This window comes from Stenotrophomonas sp. UBA7606, from assembly GCF_002477705.1.
Classification (GTDB): domain Bacteria; phylum Pseudomonadota; class Gammaproteobacteria; order Xanthomonadales; family Xanthomonadaceae; genus Stenotrophomonas.
Window position 1 is genome coordinate 18841 of sequence record NZ_DLJW01000111.1, and the last position, 16143, is coordinate 34983.

Here is a 16143-nt window from a genome sequence, read left to right on the forward strand (position 1 = left end):
ACGGCCGACAAACCAAAAAACAAAAGCTGTTCTTGCTCTGAATTCAACTACTGGAGCCTTGAGCCAGAGCGATCCCCGCCTTCGCGGGGACGACGACTGGATTATTGCGAGCACTGCACGAACAGTATTCGTCAGACCTCGCGCACCACATTCAACACTTCGTGGCAGGCACCCATGGTGTGGTAATCGGTCTTGCCGGCCGGGCTCTTCTCGTCGTCGTACTTGCGGTTGTCGGCGTCGAGAATGCGGAACCACGCGCCGTAGCGATGATCGACGAAATACTGCCAAGAGTACGCCCACAGCCGCTCGTACCACTCCCAGTAGCCGGCATCGCCGGTGCGCTTGGCCAGCAGCGCGGCGGCCGCCAACGACTCAGCCTGCACCCAGAAATACTTGTCGCCATCGCATACGAAACTGTCGCCACCAATCGCCGCGCCATCCATGTTGGGCTGACGGCGCGATTCCGGCGCAAAGCCGTAATACAGGCCGCCGCGCGCTTCGTCCCACGAACGCACCATCGACGTATCGAACAGATGCCGCGCAGTCGGCACCAGCCAATCGGCATCAACATGACGGTCGAGGATCATCAGCAGCTTGGCCCACTCGGTCTGGTGACCGGGCTGGAACCCCCACGGACGGAACAGGTGCTTGGGATTGTCCAGGTTGTAGTTCCAGTCGATGTTCCAATCGATGTCGTAGTGCTCCCAGACCAGCCCGCCGGCCTTGGCCGCCTGCCGGCGGGTCATGTTGTCAGCCAGCTGCAGGGCGCGCTGCAGGTAGCGCTGTTCGCCACTGGCCTCGAACGCAGCCAGCATGGCTTCGCACATATGCATGTTGGCGTTCTGGCCGCGGTAACCGGTGAAGTTCCAGTTGGCGTCGGCTTCGTCGCGGTACAGGCCGTGCTGCGGCTCCCAGAAGTGGCGTTCCAGCAGCTGCCAGGTCTCGTCCATCCACTCGCGGCCCTGCTCGATGCCGGCCTTCAGCGCACAACTGTAGGCCAGCAGCACGAAGGCCACGCCATAGCAGTGGTTCATGTCGTCCTCGACCTTGCCATCGCGCAGAGTCCAGGCGTAGCCGCCAGTGGCCGGATTGCGATGCACCTCGCGCAGGTAGCGCACGCCATGCTTCACCGCATCCAGATACTCTGCATTGCCGTACTCGCGGTAGGCCATCGCATAGTTGAAGACGAAGCGGGTGCTGCTGACCAGGTGGCGATGGCTCCGATCGTAGATGCTGCCGTCGTCGCGGTAGTAGTGGAAGAAGCCGCCATCGGCATCGATGCAATGCGGATGGTAGAAGGCCATCGTGTCGGCGATATGCGCGCGCAGGAAGGCCGGGGAGCGGAAGTTGGGCGTGGTGGTCATACGAGGGCTTCCTGTTGCTGCAGCAGCTGCTGTACTTCGTTCAAGGTTGGCATTGCAGCAAAGGCGCCCTTGCGGGTCACCGCCAATGCGCCCACCGCTGCGGCAAAGCGCAGCGTGCCATTGATCGCGTTCGGGGTCTGGCAGAACGCGGCGAAACCCGCGCCTGCGCCACCGCGCTCGACCAACCCCACCAGTACGCCGCCGACAAACGCATCACCCGCAGCGGTGGTATCCACCGCCTGCACGCGAAAGCTGGGCACTTCGCCTTGGCCGTGGCGGGTGTACCAGCGCAGCGTGCCGGCACCGTCGGTGATGATCACCCAGCGTGCCTGCGCGGCAAGCAGGCGCTGCAACACCTGCACCTCGCCATCGGTGCCCAGTGGCGCGGCCAGGTAATCCAGTTCCTCGCGCGAGAGCTTGATCAGGTCGGCGCGTTCCAGCGCCTGCCATAGCCGCGGTGAGGGATCGACACCCGCCGGCCACAGCGCAGGGCGCAGGTTCAGATCCAGGCTGACCACGGCGCCAGCGGCGCGAGCACGCTGCATGCCTTCGAACGTGGCCGCGGCAATATCCGCTTCGGTCAGGCTGTTGGAGCAGACATGGAAGCAGGCCGTGCCATCAAAGCAGGCCGGCAGATAGTGCTCGGCGCGGAACAGCAGGTCCGCCGCCGGCGGCCGGTAGAAGCTGAAGCTGCGCTCGCCATGTGCGTCCAGCGCGACAAAGGCCAGGGCGGTCTTGGCTGCGTCGGTGCGCACGACGCAGTCGGTTTCGACACCGGCCTGCTGCAGGCTTTCCAGCAGGAAGTCACCAAACATGTCGCGGCCCAGCATGCCGGCGAAATGGCTGCTGGCACCCAGCCGCGCGGCGGCCACCGCGACGTTGGCAGGGGCGCCGCCGGCGTACTGCAGAAACGCGCGCGGGGTGTCCACCGAGGCCGGCGGCTGCGCTAGTAGATCGATCAAAATTTCGCCGAAACAAACAATCTTGCCCATCTGGCCTTAATCCTGTTGGGTAACACCGGTGCTGGTACGCGAACCGACCAGCCCGTAGAAAATGATGTAGCCGTAGCACAGCAACGGCAGTACGAAGGAGTGATGCACGCCGATGCGGTCGGCCAATACGCCCTGCAGGAAGGGCACCACCGCGCCGCCGACAATGGCCATGATCAACAGGCTGGAAGCCTTGTTGGTCAACGGCCCCAGGCGCTCGATACCGAGCGCGAAGATGGTCGGGAACATGATCGAGTTGAACAGGCCGATTGCCACCACCGAGTACAGCGCCAGCTTGCCCTCGCTGCCCATGGTCAAGGCCAGCAGGCCCACATTGATCAAGGCAAACAGGGCCAGCAGCTTGCGCGGCGAGAACCGCACCAGCAGCGCCGAACCGGCAAAGCGGCCGATCATCGCCATGGTCCAGTACAGCGACACGTAGTGCGTGGCCTGCTGCTCACTGAAGCCGCCGATATTGGGCAGCGACAGGTAGTTGACCAGGAAGCTGCCGATCGAGACCTCGGCGCCCACGTAGAAGAAGATGCCCAGCACGCCGAACAGCAGGTGCTTGTGACGCAGCGCATCGCCATAACTGTGGCGTGCGCTGTCGGCCTGTTCGCTGTTCTCGCTCAGCGCCGGCAGACGGAACAGGAACACGAACAGCGCCAGCAGGAACAGGGCCACTGCCAGGCCGAGATACGGCCCCTGTACCGACTGCGCTTCCTGCGCGCGGTAGGCCAACTGGTCAGCCAGCGGCAGCGCGGTCAGCTCATCGGCGCTCTTCACCGTATTACCCAGGATCAACATGCCGCCAAAGATCGGCGCGATCGCGGTGCCCAGCGAGTTCAGCGCCTGTGCCAGCGTCAGGCGGCTTGAACTGGTGCGCTCCGGGCCAAGCAGCGCCACATAGGGATTGGCCGCTACCTGCAGCACGGTGATGCCGGTTGCCAGCACGAACAAGGCCGCAAGGAAGGCGCCATAGACGCGCAGTTCAGCCGCCGGCCAGAAGCCAAGCGCACCGATGCCGGCAATGACCAGACCGGCGACGATGCCCTGCTTGTAGCCCAGCCGCGCCACCAGCCGACCGGCCGGCAAGGACATCAGGAAGTAGGCACCGAAGAAGGTGAACTGCACCAGCATTGCCTGCGTGTAGTTCAGTTCGAACACCGACTTCAGGTGCGGGATCAGGATGTCGTTGAGGCAGGTCAGGAAGCCCCACATGAAGAAGATGGTCGTCGCCACCGCCATGGCCACACGCGTATTGACCACGGGCGCCGACTGGCTCGATGTAGATGACGGCGATGTTGGTATGTGCATGTGGGCTGCCTGGATACGGTAATCGGGAGATGGGGTTGAGGAGTCAGCTTGGTCTTGCTGCACTGCTTTCGCGGATCCGCAGCTGCACCGGTGCGACGGTGCGCATCGGTGCTGCATCGGGGTTGTCCAGGCGCTGCAGCAACAAGGCTGCAGCCTGCCGGCCACGCTCGCGCGGATCTGCGGTCAACGTGGTCAACGGCGGCACTGCGACTGCGGCTTCGGAGATATCGTCGAAGCCGGTAACGGCGAAGTCGCCGCCCGGACGTATGCCACGCGAGGTCAGGCCCAGCATCAGGCCCAATGCAACCGTGTCGTTGTAGCAGACCGCCGCGCTGGGCCGCTGTGCGCATTCGAACAATTCACCGGTACGTGCAGCCGCTTCCAGACGGTTGGGTGCGGACTCGATCAGCCAGTCCGCATGGAAGGGCAAACCGGCCTCACTCAATGCCTGCTGGTAACCCAGGCGGCGCTGCGCGCAGGAACTGGATGCCCCATGCCCGCCAAAGAACGCGATGTCACGATGACCGCGTTCGATCAGGTGGCGCGTCGCCATGTAAGCGCCCTGCTGGTTGTCCAGGGTGAGGAAATCCCATTCGGCACCGGCCAGTTCGCGGTTGAACAGCAGCACATTGGCATGCGCACCCAATACCTGGCGCAGCGCATTGGCGTCACTGCCTTCGGCCGGCGACAGGATGAAGCCGGTGGGCGTGTGTTCCATCAAGGTGCTCAACACCGCTTGCTGCCGCTGCGGCGATTCGCCGGTGCTGCCGAGCAGGGTGACGAAGCCCTTGCCACCCAATGCCTCGTCCACGCCGGAAGCAAACTCGGCGAAGAACGGGTTGGACAGATCATTGATCACCAGCGCGATCGACGATGAGGTACGGCGACGCAGGTTGGCAGCGGTGCGGTTGTACACATAGCGCTGCTTGCGCAGCTCTGCCTCGACCTTGGCGCGGGTGTCGACATTGACCAGCGGGCTGCCACGCAGCACCAGCGACACGGTCGCCCGCGACACGCCCACCGCCTGTGCGATGTCGGTAACGGTGACGGCGCGTTGGCCTGCCTTGCGTGCGCCCTTGGCGCCGGGGGGAGTGTCTTTCATCGGCTCGACTGCGGTTGCGGGATGCGCCAAGCCTAAAGGATCACGGCCAGCGCCTGCGCTGCCCGTTCCCTTCTTTCCGGCCTTGGCGCTGCCCGAACTCACCGCTGGGCGCTGCCCGGGGTGGCGCAGTACGACACCGGCAGGTCCGCCGAGGCGGTGCCCCAGCCCTGTTCCGGCGCCTGCGCGCCCAGGGTGAAGCGCACATCGCCGCCCTGCTGCAGGCGCTGCCAGTCCATCCACACGGCCGGCTGCGGCTTGCCGTCGACCTGCACGCTCTGGATGTACTGCAGGCTGCGCGGATCAGCGCCCGGGGCCAGCAGGCGCAGGGTGCGGCCGTTACCCAGGGTGATCTCGGCCTTGCTGTAACGCGGTGCATGCAGCAGGAACTGGCCGCTGCCCGGAACTGCCGGATACAGGCCCAGCGCGCTGAACAGATACCAGGCCGACATCGTGCCCAGATCGTCATTGCCGGTGACGCCGTTGGGCGCATTGGTGAACAGCTGCTGCGCCGCGCGGACCACGGTGGCGGTCTTCCACGGCTGGCCGATCAGCGTATACATCCACGGCGAATGCAGGTCAGGCTCGTTGTTCGGGTTGTAGCGGTACTGGTTGTAATAGCTGTACGGACCAACCACCCATTCCTTGCGTGCAGCGGTGAGCGGTGACTGCAGCAGCGCGTCATAGGCGAAGAACGCATCCAGACGCTTGCCGGCCTGTTCGCGGCCATGCATCGCCTGCAGCATGCCGGGCACGTCCTGCTGGACCAGCCACTGGTACTGCCAGCCGGTGCCTTCATGGAAGCCGTGTTGCGAACGCGGGCTGTAATGTCCATCGGCCGGCGTATACCACTTGCCGTTCTCGTCGCGCGGACGCGGGAAACCAGTGAAGCCGGTTTCGGCATCGCGCACATCCGCATCCCACACCTTGTGCCAGTTGCCACCGCGAGTTCGCAGCGTCGCTGCATCGTCGGCGTGGCCCAGACCATCCGCCATCTGCGCCAGCGCGCAATCGGCCAGGGCGTATTCCAGCGTTGCCGAGCCGCCGTGGTGCGGATCAACGTCCATGCCCTTGGACGGGAAGGCACGGTCATAGGCCACATAACCATTGGCGAGATAGCTGGCATTGCCGGAACGGCCGGCCATACGCGAATTGATCGGCGGCATCTCGAAGGCATTGCGGCGCAGCGCGCCCCACGCTTCCGCCTCGCGCCCCTTCAGCGCGCCGAAGCGCCACAGGTCGACCATGAATGGCGTCACCGGGTCGCCGGTCATCACATTGGTTTCAAAGTTGGCGTAACCCCAGCGTGGCAACCAACCGCCCTGCTCATTGATGGCAAGCAGGCTGCGGCCGATATCGCGCGCGACTTCCGGGCGGATCAGTGCCAGCCACTGGTTCTGCGTGCGGTAGGTATCCCACAGCGAGAAGTACTCGTAGTAGGTCCAACCATCGGCGCGATGGATGACATCGTCATAGCCGCGATACCGACCGTCAGCATCACTGCCGGTCATCGGCTGCAGCAGCGCATGGTAGAGCGCGGTGTACAGCACGGTGCGATCATCGGCGCTTGCGCCTTCTACCTTGACGCTGCCCAGTTGTTCGCGCCACTGCGCCTGCGACAGCGCGCGCATGCGATCAAAGCTCAGCAGCTTGCCGCCCTGCATGCCATCGCTGCGCAGGTTGTTGCGTGCGCCTTCGGCATCCACATGCGAGATCGCACTGGTGGCGGTGACACTGCGGCCATCGGCCAGGTCAAAGCTCAACCACGCGCCATTGGGCTTGGCTTCGCCTTCCATGCTGTGGCGTGCGCCGGGCAGGCCGCCTTCCTCACCCCAGGTGCCATGGGCCTTGAACGGCCGATCAAACTCGATGCGGAACCAGGTGGTGTACTGGTGACCGCCACAGAAACTCTTGGTGACCAGCTTGCCTTCCACCGCACGGTCGCCGACCACGTCGATGACGCTGCCGATCACCGAATGGCGCTCATTGGCCTGGGCAACATTGACCAGCACCTGGCCTTCACTGACGCCCGCGCTGAAGGTGTAGCGCTCGGCGGCAGCGCGGGTCAACGCGGTGGTTTCCACGTCGATGCCGCGGTAGTCGGTCAGGCGAACCTTGTAGTAGCCGGCTTGGCCGACTTCGCCATCATGGCTGTACGCCGAGGCGTAGTTCTTGTGGTCGAAGCGCTTGGGGTCCTGGGTATCGAAATCACCGCCCGGCCCGATGCTGCCGGTCACCGGCAATACCGACACCTGCCCGCCCTGCTCCCAGCAGCCAGCGCCGGAGATGAAGGAGTGGCCGAAACCGCGGATCTTTTCATCGTCATAGCGCCAGCCAGAATAATGGCTGCCGATCGGGCTGACCTGGATCAGGCCGAATGGCGCCGAGGCACCCGGGAAGGTGTTGCCGTCGTCCTTGCTGCCGATGAAGGTGTTGACCTCGCGTTCCAGCGCGGCCGAGGGCGCGGCCTGCAGCGACGCGACACCGAGTGCCAGCAGGCAGGCAGCCGTTGCCAGCAGGCGGCGGGGAGGTGCGAAGGTCGGCGATCGGCTCATGCGTTGGATCCTTGGGTCGGTCGGTGTGGCGTGGATGGCGTTATGGCAAAGGGTGGCCCGGACCAGCCGGGCCGCTGATCTCCAGCCCATCCGGGAACGGGATGGGGAGAGATGCCAGGCATCAGCAAAAACGGGCGGCCCCGGCACCTGCCCCAACAGCCGTCACGACAGCGGCTGGGGGGTGCGAGTACCGAACAACGGGCCATGCAAAGCAGCTTGCAGCAATGTTTTCAGTGAGTTGCGGCAGACAAAGGCGCGCCCTGCGCAGCCCCTTCTGCTTCCCCCGCATCACATTGCCGAAAATTTAGATCGATCCAAGTAAAGCATGAGCATTTCGCCCAGCGCATTCTGCGGCGCAACATCGCAGCAAAAATCCCCCCTGTGCAGCAAAAATCCCCCCTGTAGTGCCGAGCCATGCTCGGCAGGGGCTTACCGGTAGAGCCCCAAAGCCCCCCTCACCCCAACCCCTCTCCCGTAAACGGGAGAGCGGCGGCCTGTAATGCCGAGCCATGCTCGGCAGAGGCCTTCCCGGTAAAGCCCCAACAGCCAACCCCTCCCCAGCCCTCCCCTTGGCCTGTGGCCAGAGGGAGGAAGCCAGGCGTAGTGCCGAGCCATGCTCGGCAGGGGCTTTCCCGGTAAGGCCCCAAAAACCAACCCCTCCCAAACCCTCCCCTTGGCTTCCGGCCAAAGGGAGGGAGCAAGGCCATATTGCGCAGCAACATGCGTCAAGCCTTTGGCTGTGCTAAAAAATGCGCGCCAATCGTTTAGATCGATCCAAATCGACGCCCCCACGATCCCGGCAACGGAACCCTGCTCCAACGCCAAACACATCATTGAGCGAATGCGACAAGGCTTCGGCTTTACCCGTTTTTAGATCGATACAAGTCACCGTGACAGTTAGCGATTCAATCCAGGAGAGGGAGAGAAATGAAACAGATCACACGCAAGCACGGGCGCGACACCTTGTCCGCCGCCATTGCCGCAGCCTTGTTCGCCGTGGCCGCCGTCCCCGGCGCCGCATTCGCGCAACAGGCCACCACCAGCACCGATGCCACCACGCTCGACAGCGTCAACGTCACCGGCTACCGCTACGCCATCGAAAAAAGCCTTGAGCAGAAGCGCGACGCCAATGCCGTGGTCGAGGTGATCACCGCCGAGGACGTTGGCAAGTTCCCCGACAAGAACGTCGCCGACGCGCTGCAGCGCGTGCCCGGCGTGATCATCACCCGCGACGGCGGCGAAGGTAAGAACGTCAGCGTGCGAGGCCTGTCCTCGGAGCTGACCCTGACCGAATTGAACGGCAATTACGTGGCCACCGCTGAATCCAACGGCGACCCCACCCGTTCGTTCAACTACACCCTGCTGCCGTCGAACATGCTGGGCAGCGCCGAGCTGTTCAAGTCGCCGGAAGCACGCATCGACGAAGGCGGCATCGGCGGCACGGTGATCCTGCACACGCGTCGCCCGCTGGAAATGGAAGCCAACACCGGCTTCGTCTCCGTGGAAGGCACCTGGGCCGACACCACCAAGAAGACCGACGGCCAGCTTTCAGCCTCCTACGCCTGGCATGACAAGGACGACCGCTTCGGCGTGTTCGTCGGTTATACCGACCAGAAGCGCACCACCCGCACCATGGGCGCCAGCACCGAAGGCTGGTCGTGGTATGGCCGTGACGAAGGCGGCACCGCGGTCGACGTCCACGGCAACCCCTCGGACTTCGACTCCAACTGGTGGGGCGGCACCGGCTTCTACGACCAGAACGGCAAGTACTACACCGGCTTCATGATGCCGACCTCGGTAAACCTCGATGTCACGGAAGAGGAACGCGAGCGCAAGGGCGGCCAGCTGACCCTCCAGTTCAAGCCGCTGGACAACCTCACCCTGACCGCGAACTATTTCCGCTTCGACCTGTCGCAGGACTCCCAGACCCACACCATCAAGGTGCCGGAATGGAACATCGCCCGCTATTGGGGCGACGGCAACTGGGCTGGCGGCCGCCTCCTCGATGGTCTGACCATGGACCCGAGCGGCACCATCGTTACCGGCGCCGACTACAGCAGGCACCCCGGCAAGACGTACTACTGCAAGGAGCCAACGAAGGAAGAGATCGAGGCCGGTCGGCAGCCTGGCGGCTGGGGCTCCGACGACTGCACCGTGCCCACCCCGCAGATCACCGGCAGCTACAACCTCGAAAAGGCACTGTCGCAGACCGCAGATTTCTCCGCCGAATGGCGCGGTGAGTCGGTCGACATCGCCTTCAAGGGCGGCCGCACCTGGGCCAAGGGCGGCCCGTCGCTGCAGTTCTCGGTGCCGCTCAAGCCGCGCAGCCAGAATGCAGACGGCAGCTGGAACCTGGGCAACTTGGCCAGCTCCTGGAATCTGACTGGCACGCCGTCGATGGCGTTCTCGCCGGAACTGATGCAGAACCTGAAGAACGGCATCCTGCAGGTTGACCTCGGCTCCACCGGCTCGTCGTGGACCCGCAACACCAACCAGCAGAAGTACGCGCAGATCGATACCACCTGGCACAACGACAGCGGCTTCCTGGAATCGCTGCAGTTCGGCGTCAAGTACCGTGACGGTGGCATCCACCGCAGCACCGGCAACAGCTACTGGGCCTGCCCTGGTACCGACCCGAGCGACTACGCCAACCGCTACTGGAACGGCCGCTGCAACGACGTGGCCCAGCAGTTCTCGCCCGACTTCATCTACGGCATGGGGAACCTGACCGGCGGCATCAATGCAAGCGCGTTCCCGGCCATCAATTATCCGGCCTACATCGCTTATCTGAACAACACCTACGGGCCAATGCAGACCCGTCAGGAAGACAACTTCGTCTACAACGTGGACGAAAAAATCTATTCCACCTACCTGCAGGCCAACTTCCGCACCGAACGCCTGCGCGGCAACGTCGGCGTGCGTGTGGTCAGCACACGCCAGCACGCCGATTCCACCGACAAAGTAACGTCCTACAACGACTACTTCTTCGACGACGCCAACGGCAACCCGTTGGCCTGCCAGGATACCGATCCGGTGCCGGGTGGCGCACCCGTTGATACCTACTGCGGCAGCGAAAACTACTGGCGACTCTCGGACGACGAGCAACGCGTAGAGTCGTTCGCGGTCACCAGCCTGGACCGCAGCTACACCGACGTACTGCCCAGCTTCAACCTGGCCTACGACCTCACCGACAACCTGCTGCTGCGCGCAGCAGCCTCCAAGGTAATTGCGCGCCCGAGCTACAACAACATCGCCGCACCGGGCAGCCTGGAATACTACAGCCCCGAATATATCAGCGACCGCCGCCTCACCGGTGGTGCCAATCAGCAGGGCTGGTACGGCTCGGGCAGCAACAAGAATCTGGAAGCCTACAAGGCCACCCAGTACGACATCGGTGTGGAGTGGTACTTCCAACCCGGCTCGGTGCTGGGCCTGGGCCTGTTCCGCAAGGACGTCAGCAACTTCTCGGTACCGGTGGTGCAGGACGTGACCCAGAACATCGGCGGCCAGAGCGTAATCGTGCAGAACTACTCCACCACTGCAGGTGGACGGGATGCGGTGTCGCAGGGCCTGGAGTTCTACGCCCAGCACACGCTGGACTTCGGCCTGGGCTTCCAGGCGAACTACACCTGGAACGACACCAACGAAGCGGCCATCACCCTGGAAGACGGCACCGAGATTGGCAAGTCGCCGCTGGTTGGCAGCGCCGAGAACCAGGCCAATTTCACCGTGTTCTATGAGGTGGAAAAACTGTTGCTGCGTGCCTCGTGGAACCGGCGCGGCGAAGTGGTGCAGGGTCTGGTCAGCGGCCTGAACCTCTACCAGGAGCCTTACCAGCAGATCGATCTGAACGCTGCCTACAACATCACCCCGGCGCTGAGCCTCAGTGCCTCGGTGTTGAACCTGACCAAGGAAGAGACGCGTACCCATCTGGGCAAAGACACCAAGGCCCGCTTCTACTCCAATGGTTACGCAGGCCGGGTCGTCTACTTCGGCGTGAACTGGAAGTTCTAAGACGTTGTAAGCGTGCCAAGCGCACGGAGCTAATGAAAAGCCGCGCTGGCAACAGCGCGGCTTTTTCCTGCGCGCTCACTTATGCCGCTTCGCCAGCTTCAACCAGCATGCTGCGCAGGCGCGCACGTCGTCGCTCCAGATCGGCGATCTGCCGGTCCAGCGTGGCCAGCCGCCGGCGCTGCAGCTGCGCGGTTTCCGGGCAGGCCGGGGCACCCTCGATCAATCGCATGCAATCGGGAAAGCTGCGAATTTCCTGAAGGCTGAAGCCCGCGCCGATCAGGCGCTGGATCTGCCGCACCTGCGTAGTCGCCGCCTGCGGAAACACCCGGTAGCCATTGCCGCCGCGCGCCGATGCCAGCAGGCCGTGGGCATCGTAATGGCGGATGGCGCGGACGCTGACGCCGCTGGCCGCCGCCAGCTCGCCGATCTTCAATGCCGTACCGGCGTGGGGATGCTGCATGGTGGTTCCTGTTCGGGGCTTGACCCTGACATTGGTGTCAGGCCGAAGACTAGCAAGCCTCTCTCCTCCAGGAATGCCGATGAAGCCGCTCCGCCCCCATCAACGCTGGCACGCTCTGTTGCTGTCATGGCTGCTCGCCAGCATGCCGCTGCTGGCGGCTGCCACGCCCGCTCGCTATACCCTCACCGCGCCGGATGGCGTGCCGATCGCCGTGCAGGAAACCGGCAATCCGGACGGCCGCCCCATCATCTTCGTGCACGGCCTGCTCGGCAGCCACCTGAGCTGGGAAGCACAGATGCACAGCCCGCAGCTGCAGCACTACCGCTTGATCAGCTATGACCTGCGTGGCCATGGCCTGTCCGGCAAGCCCGAGCGCGCCGATGCCTATCGCGACGGCCGCCGCTGGGCCGATGACCTGGCCACGGTGATCGCCGGCAGCGGTGCCCAGCAGCCGCTGCTGGTGGGTTGGTCGCTGGGTGCGGCGGTGATCACCAATTACCTGGCCATGCACGGTGACGCGGATATCGCTGGCGCGCTTTACGTGGGTGCGGTCATCGAGCTGCAACCCGCGCAGATCGTTGCGCATCCGCAGCTCTACGGTGAGCTGGTATCGCCGGAACTGCGCACGCGGCTGGACGCCGAACGCGCCTTCCTTGCCCTGTGCTTTGCCACCCCGCCGGCAGTGGAAACCTTCCAGCGCCTGCTCGCCAATGCCGCCCTGGCCTCGCCGCAGATGCAGTCCGCCGTACATGGCATGTCGCTGGACGCACCTGCAGGGCTGGGCGCGCTGCACAAGCCCTTGCTGCTGATCTATGGCGCACAGGATGCCCTGGTGCAGACCGGGCCGTCGCTGGCCCGCGCGCAGGCATTGAAGCCCTCGGTCACCCACAAGCTCTATGCCGACGCCGGCCACGCACCGTTCCTGGAACAGGCCGACCATTTCAACCGCGATCTGGCGGCCTTCCTGGAATCCACCCGCTGAGCACAACCGACGCCGCTGCTCAGGTCAGCGGCGTCATCACACCCTTGCGGTACGCCGGCCGTTGCTGCAGACGTGCATACCATGCCGCCAGATGCGGCAGCTCCGGGCGCTGGATCGGCATTTCAAACCAGGCGTAGATGAAGGCACCCAGCGGAATATCGCCCATCGCGAAGTGTTCGCCGGACAGCCAGGGCTGGGTCGCGAGTTCCGCATCAGCCAGGCTCAACAGTTCGCTACAACGCAACAGGGCAGCGGCAATCCGGACCTCGTCACGATCTGCCGGTGCCGTGCGTACCACGCCCCAGAACAGGTCACGGAAGGCCACCGCAAAGCTCGACGTAGTCCAATCCATCCACTGCTCGCTGCGCGCACGCACGATGGGATCGGCCGGATACAGCACATCCAGCGCATAGCGCGCGGACAGGTAACGCACGATGGCGTTGGACTCCCACACCGGCAGGCCATGGTCCTCGATCACCGGCACCAGTCCATTCGGGTTCATCGCCAAGTACTCTGCCGATTGCGTGCCACCAAACGCGCCACCCACCTCGATCGACTCATATGGCAAGCCAATTTCCTCGGCGCACCACAACACCTTGCGCACATTGCTGGAATTGCGCCGGCCCCATATCTTCAACATGCATCCACTCCTTTCAACTCAGGATTCCTCACGTGCGCCCTTGCGCGGCAGCGCGCGCACGGCCGACGCCTTGCCCGCGCGCTTGACCTCGAACAGGCCAGTGGCATCGATCAGCTCACTCAGTTTGCGATAGCCGTAATTGCGCGAGTCGAACGATGCGCGGTTGGCGATCTGGTTGCCGACCGAACTCAACAGCGCCCAGCCCTGTTCGTCTGCCGCCGCATCCACTGCGCCACGCAGCAGGTTGAGCAGACGCGTGTCACCGCGCAGCTCATGCGCGCTGCGCGGCTTGATTGGCGCTGCGGGCGGCTCTGCCGTTTCGGTAGACGTCGCTGCGGGCACCGCCGTGCTGGCGACGCTCGACTCGACAACCTCCTGCGTCTCGTTGCCCAAGGCTTCCAGATAGATGAACTTGGAGCAGGCGTTGACGAAGGCCAGTGGCGTCTTCTGCTCACCGAAACCATAGACTTTCAGCCCGTCGGTGAGGATGCGCATCACCAGCGGGGTGAAGTCGGCATCACTGGAGACAATCGCGAAGCCATCCAGGTTGCGCGCGTACAGCAGGTCCATCGCATCCACCACCATCGCCATATCCGATGCATTCTTGCCCTTGGAATAGGCGAACTGCTGGATGGGGCGGATGGCGAACTCATGCAGCACGCTTTCCCAGCCTTTCAGCCGCGGATTCTTCCAGTCGCCGTAGGCACGGCGTACGTTGGCCACGCCGAAGGCGGCCACTTCCACAAGGATCTCGTCGATCTTCGACGCAGGCGCGTTGTCGGCATCGATCAACAGCGCGATACGCTTCTCTGGCTCAGACACGGGGTGACTCCATGGCGGCAAGCTGACCGTCAGTATCGGTCATCGCTGTTTCAATGCACATCAATGCGATGATGGCCGCTGACAACCCGCCCCCACGGCCGGTTCACCGGCCCCCACCGGAGTACGTCATGCCGCAACACCCGCACCTGGTCGTCATCGGCGGAGGTTTCGCCGGGCTCTGGGCCAGCCGAGCGCTGGCCAAGGCCCCCCTGCGCATCACCTTGATCGACCGCCGCAACCATCATCTGTTCCAGCCCCTGCTCTACCAGGTGGCCACCGCCGGCCTGTCCTCACCGGACATCGCTGCCCCGCTGCGGCATATCCTCGGCAGGCAACGCAACATCGAGGTACGGCTGGGCGAAGTGGTAGCCATCGACAAGCACGCCAGGCAGGTGCAGCTCGGCGATGGCACCCAGATCGCTTACGACATGCTGCTGGTCGCCAGTGGCGCCACCCACGCCTACTTCGGCCACGACGAATGGGCGGCCGATGCGCCCGGGCTGAAGACCCTGGACGATGCGCTCTACCTGCGCCGCAAACTGCTGCTGGCCTTCGAGCGCGCAGAGGCCGAACCCGACCCGGCCAAACGCGCAGCCTGGCTGAGTTTTGCCATTGTGGGCGGCGGCCCTACCGGCGTGGAGCTGGCCGGCACGCTGGCCGAGATCGCCCGACATACCCTGAAGAATGAGTTCCGCCATATCAATCCGGCCGATGCCAAGGTGCGGCTGGTCGAAGCCGGGCCGCGGGTGCTGTCTTCGTTCCCGGAAGTGCTGTCGCTGAAGGCACGCCGCCAGCTGGAGAAGCTGGGCGTGGAAGTGCTAACCGGCACCCCCGTCAGCCATATCGACGGGCAGGGCTTCCAGCTTGGCGATACCCATGTGCCGGCGCGCACCGTGGTGTGGGCCGCCGGCGTCGCCGCCTCACCGCTGGCACGCACGCTGGACGTGCCGCTGGACCGTGCCGGCCGCATCCAGGTGGAACCGGACCTCACCATCCCCGGTCACCCGGAGATCTTTGCCGGTGGCGATCTGGTGTCGCTGATGCAGGCCAATGGCCGGCCGGTGCCGGGCGTGGCCCCGGCAGCCAAGCAGATGGGCAACCATGTGGCACAGGTGATCCGCGCACGCCTGGCCGGCAAGCCCGCACCGGCGCCGTTCCGCTACAACGACCAGGGCAACCTGGCCACCATCGGCCGCATGGCGGCCATCGTGCATGTCGGCAATCTGCAGCTGTCCGGGCTGCTGGCCTGGTGGTTCTGGCTGGCCGCCCACGTGTTCTTCCTGATCGGCTTCCGCAACCGGCTGGTGGTACTGCTCAACTGGGCGGTGGCTTATTGGAGCTACCAACGCAGCGCGCGCATCATCCTCGGCGATGCCGACGAGGATGATGGCAAGGAGCCCGCGGCGTGATCGGCGGTTGCGCCAGCGGCAATCAGCTGTTGCCGTTGGCGAACTGCTCGAATACTTCGCGCCCGGTGAGTTTGGGTGTCTGGTTGGCCAGATCGTAGTACGACGGCTTTTCGTCGATGAAGATCTGGCTGGCCAGCGTGAACGCCTGCTCGTGGAACAGGCCGGCCGGGACGAAGTACTCACCGGCCGGTACCAGCCGGTAATACAGGTGCGTGCCGCACTTTGAGCAGAAGCCGCGCTCGGCCCAGTCCGAGGAGCGGTAGGTGGCCAACGTGCTGCCGATCACCTGCACCTGGTCATCGCAATGTACGGCAAACAGCGGGCCACCGGACCACCGCCGGCACATGCTGCAATGACACAGACCGATCTCGGAACGATCGTTGGCGATCACTTCGATTGCACCGCACAGGCACTGTCCTTTCATCACGGGGTCCGTCTGCAAGAGGAATGCCGAATCTACACGGGAAAGACCCCCGGTAGTGCCGAGCCATG

12 protein-coding genes are annotated in these 16143 nt (G+C 64.3%); 3 read left to right on the forward strand and 9 right to left on the reverse strand.

From position 1 onward, the window contains the following. Positions 1-131: 131 nt before the first annotated feature. The 5 genes from B2527_RS14395 to B2527_RS14415 form a co-directional block, all read right to left on the reverse strand. Complete coding sequence (locus B2527_RS14395; protein ID WP_293714972.1) at positions 132-1364, reverse strand: AGE family epimerase/isomerase; 1233 nt, start codon at positions 1362-1364, stop codon at positions 132-134. Next, the gene (locus B2527_RS14400; RefSeq protein WP_293714975.1) at positions 1361-2356 is read right to left on the reverse strand and encodes a carbohydrate kinase family protein; all 996 of its coding nucleotides are present in this window, start codon (positions 2354-2356) and stop codon (positions 1361-1363) included. Before B2527_RS14400 ends, B2527_RS14395 begins: the two co-directional genes overlap by 4 nt. A gap of 6 nt (positions 2357-2362) precedes the next feature. Next, positions 2363-3670, reverse strand: a complete 1308-nt coding sequence (gene fucP / locus B2527_RS14405; protein ID WP_293714978.1) for an L-fucose:H+ symporter permease — start codon at positions 3668-3670, stop codon at positions 2363-2365. Positions 3671-3713: 43 nt separating this feature from the next. After that, positions 3714-4772, reverse strand: coding sequence for a LacI family DNA-binding transcriptional regulator (locus B2527_RS14410; RefSeq protein WP_293714981.1), 1059 nt, complete (start codon positions 4770-4772; stop codon positions 3714-3716). 98 nt (positions 4773-4870) lie between these two features. Continuing rightward, entirely contained in the window at positions 4871-7324 is a 2454-nt protein-coding gene (locus B2527_RS14415; protein ID WP_293714983.1) for a GH92 family glycosyl hydrolase, read from the reverse strand. A gap of 927 nt (positions 7325-8251) precedes the next feature. On the opposite strand from B2527_RS14415, the gene B2527_RS14420 reads away from it, so the two are divergent. Next, the gene (locus tag B2527_RS14420) at positions 8252-11338 is read left to right on the forward strand and encodes a TonB-dependent receptor (protein WP_293714986.1); all 3087 of its coding nucleotides are present in this window, start codon (positions 8252-8254) and stop codon (positions 11336-11338) included. Positions 11339-11417: 79 nt separating this feature from the next. Here the strand turns inward: B2527_RS14420 and B2527_RS14425 are convergent, their stop codons facing one another. After that, positions 11418-11798: a MerR family transcriptional regulator gene (locus B2527_RS14425; protein WP_293714988.1), complete on the reverse strand. Its 381-nt coding sequence runs from the start codon at positions 11796-11798 to the stop codon at positions 11418-11420. A 79-nt stretch (positions 11799-11877) separates the two neighbouring features. On the opposite strand from B2527_RS14425, the gene B2527_RS14430 reads away from it, so the two are divergent. Continuing rightward, positions 11878-12780 (forward strand): alpha/beta fold hydrolase, encoded by a 903-nt coding sequence (locus B2527_RS14430; protein WP_293714990.1) that lies wholly within the window; start codon positions 11878-11880, stop codon positions 12778-12780. Positions 12781-12799: 19 nt separating this feature from the next. Here the strand turns inward: B2527_RS14430 and B2527_RS14435 are convergent, their stop codons facing one another. Together B2527_RS14435 and B2527_RS14440 are read right to left on the reverse strand one after the other, a co-directional pair. After that, positions 12800-13420: a glutathione S-transferase family protein gene (locus tag B2527_RS14435; RefSeq protein ID WP_293714993.1), complete on the reverse strand. Its 621-nt coding sequence runs from the start codon at positions 13418-13420 to the stop codon at positions 12800-12802. Between the two features lie 18 nt (positions 13421-13438). Next, the gene (locus B2527_RS14440) at positions 13439-14242 is read right to left on the reverse strand and encodes an NYN domain-containing protein (RefSeq protein WP_293714995.1); all 804 of its coding nucleotides are present in this window, start codon (positions 14240-14242) and stop codon (positions 13439-13441) included. A gap of 128 nt (positions 14243-14370) precedes the next feature. On the opposite strand from B2527_RS14440, the gene B2527_RS14445 reads away from it, so the two are divergent. Then, the gene (locus B2527_RS14445; RefSeq protein WP_293714998.1) at positions 14371-15651 is read left to right on the forward strand and encodes an NAD(P)/FAD-dependent oxidoreductase; all 1281 of its coding nucleotides are present in this window, start codon (positions 14371-14373) and stop codon (positions 15649-15651) included. Between the two features lie 22 nt (positions 15652-15673). Here B2527_RS14445 and B2527_RS14450 read toward each other — a convergent pair whose 3' ends face one another. Next, positions 15674-16075 (reverse strand): GFA family protein, encoded by a 402-nt coding sequence (locus tag B2527_RS14450; RefSeq protein WP_293714999.1) that lies wholly within the window; start codon positions 16073-16075, stop codon positions 15674-15676. Positions 16076-16143: the final 68 nt, after the last annotated feature.

Excerpts from the sequence above, each read along its gene's own strand:
- B2527_RS14395 (WP_293714972.1), bottom strand. The coding sequence starts at position 1,364 with ATGACCACCACGCCCAACTTCCGCTCCCCGGCCTTCCTGCGCGCGCAT.
- B2527_RS14400 (WP_293714975.1), bottom strand. The coding sequence starts at position 2,356 with ATGGGCAAGATTGTTTGTTTCGGCGAAATTTTGATCGATCTACTAGCG.
- fucP (WP_293714978.1), bottom strand. The coding sequence starts at position 3,670 with ATGCACATACCAACATCGCCGTCATCTACATCGAGCCAGTCGGCGCCC.
- B2527_RS14410 (WP_293714981.1), bottom strand. The coding sequence starts at position 4,772 with ATGAAAGACACTCCCCCCGGCGCCAAGGGCGCACGCAAGGCAGGCCAA.
- B2527_RS14415 (WP_293714983.1), bottom strand. The coding sequence starts at position 7,324 with ATGAGCCGATCGCCGACCTTCGCACCTCCCCGCCGCCTGCTGGCAACG.
- B2527_RS14420 (WP_293714986.1), top strand. The coding sequence starts at position 8,252 with ATGAAACAGATCACACGCAAGCACGGGCGCGACACCTTGTCCGCCGCC.
- B2527_RS14425 (WP_293714988.1), bottom strand. The coding sequence starts at position 11,798 with ATGCAGCATCCCCACGCCGGTACGGCATTGAAGATCGGCGAGCTGGCG.
- B2527_RS14430 (WP_293714990.1), top strand. The coding sequence starts at position 11,878 with ATGAAGCCGCTCCGCCCCCATCAACGCTGGCACGCTCTGTTGCTGTCA.
- B2527_RS14435 (WP_293714993.1), bottom strand. The coding sequence starts at position 13,420 with ATGTTGAAGATATGGGGCCGGCGCAATTCCAGCAATGTGCGCAAGGTG.
- B2527_RS14445 (WP_293714998.1), top strand. The coding sequence starts at position 14,371 with ATGCCGCAACACCCGCACCTGGTCGTCATCGGCGGAGGTTTCGCCGGG.
- B2527_RS14450 (WP_293714999.1), bottom strand. The coding sequence starts at position 16,075 with ATGAAAGGACAGTGCCTGTGCGGTGCAATCGAAGTGATCGCCAACGAT.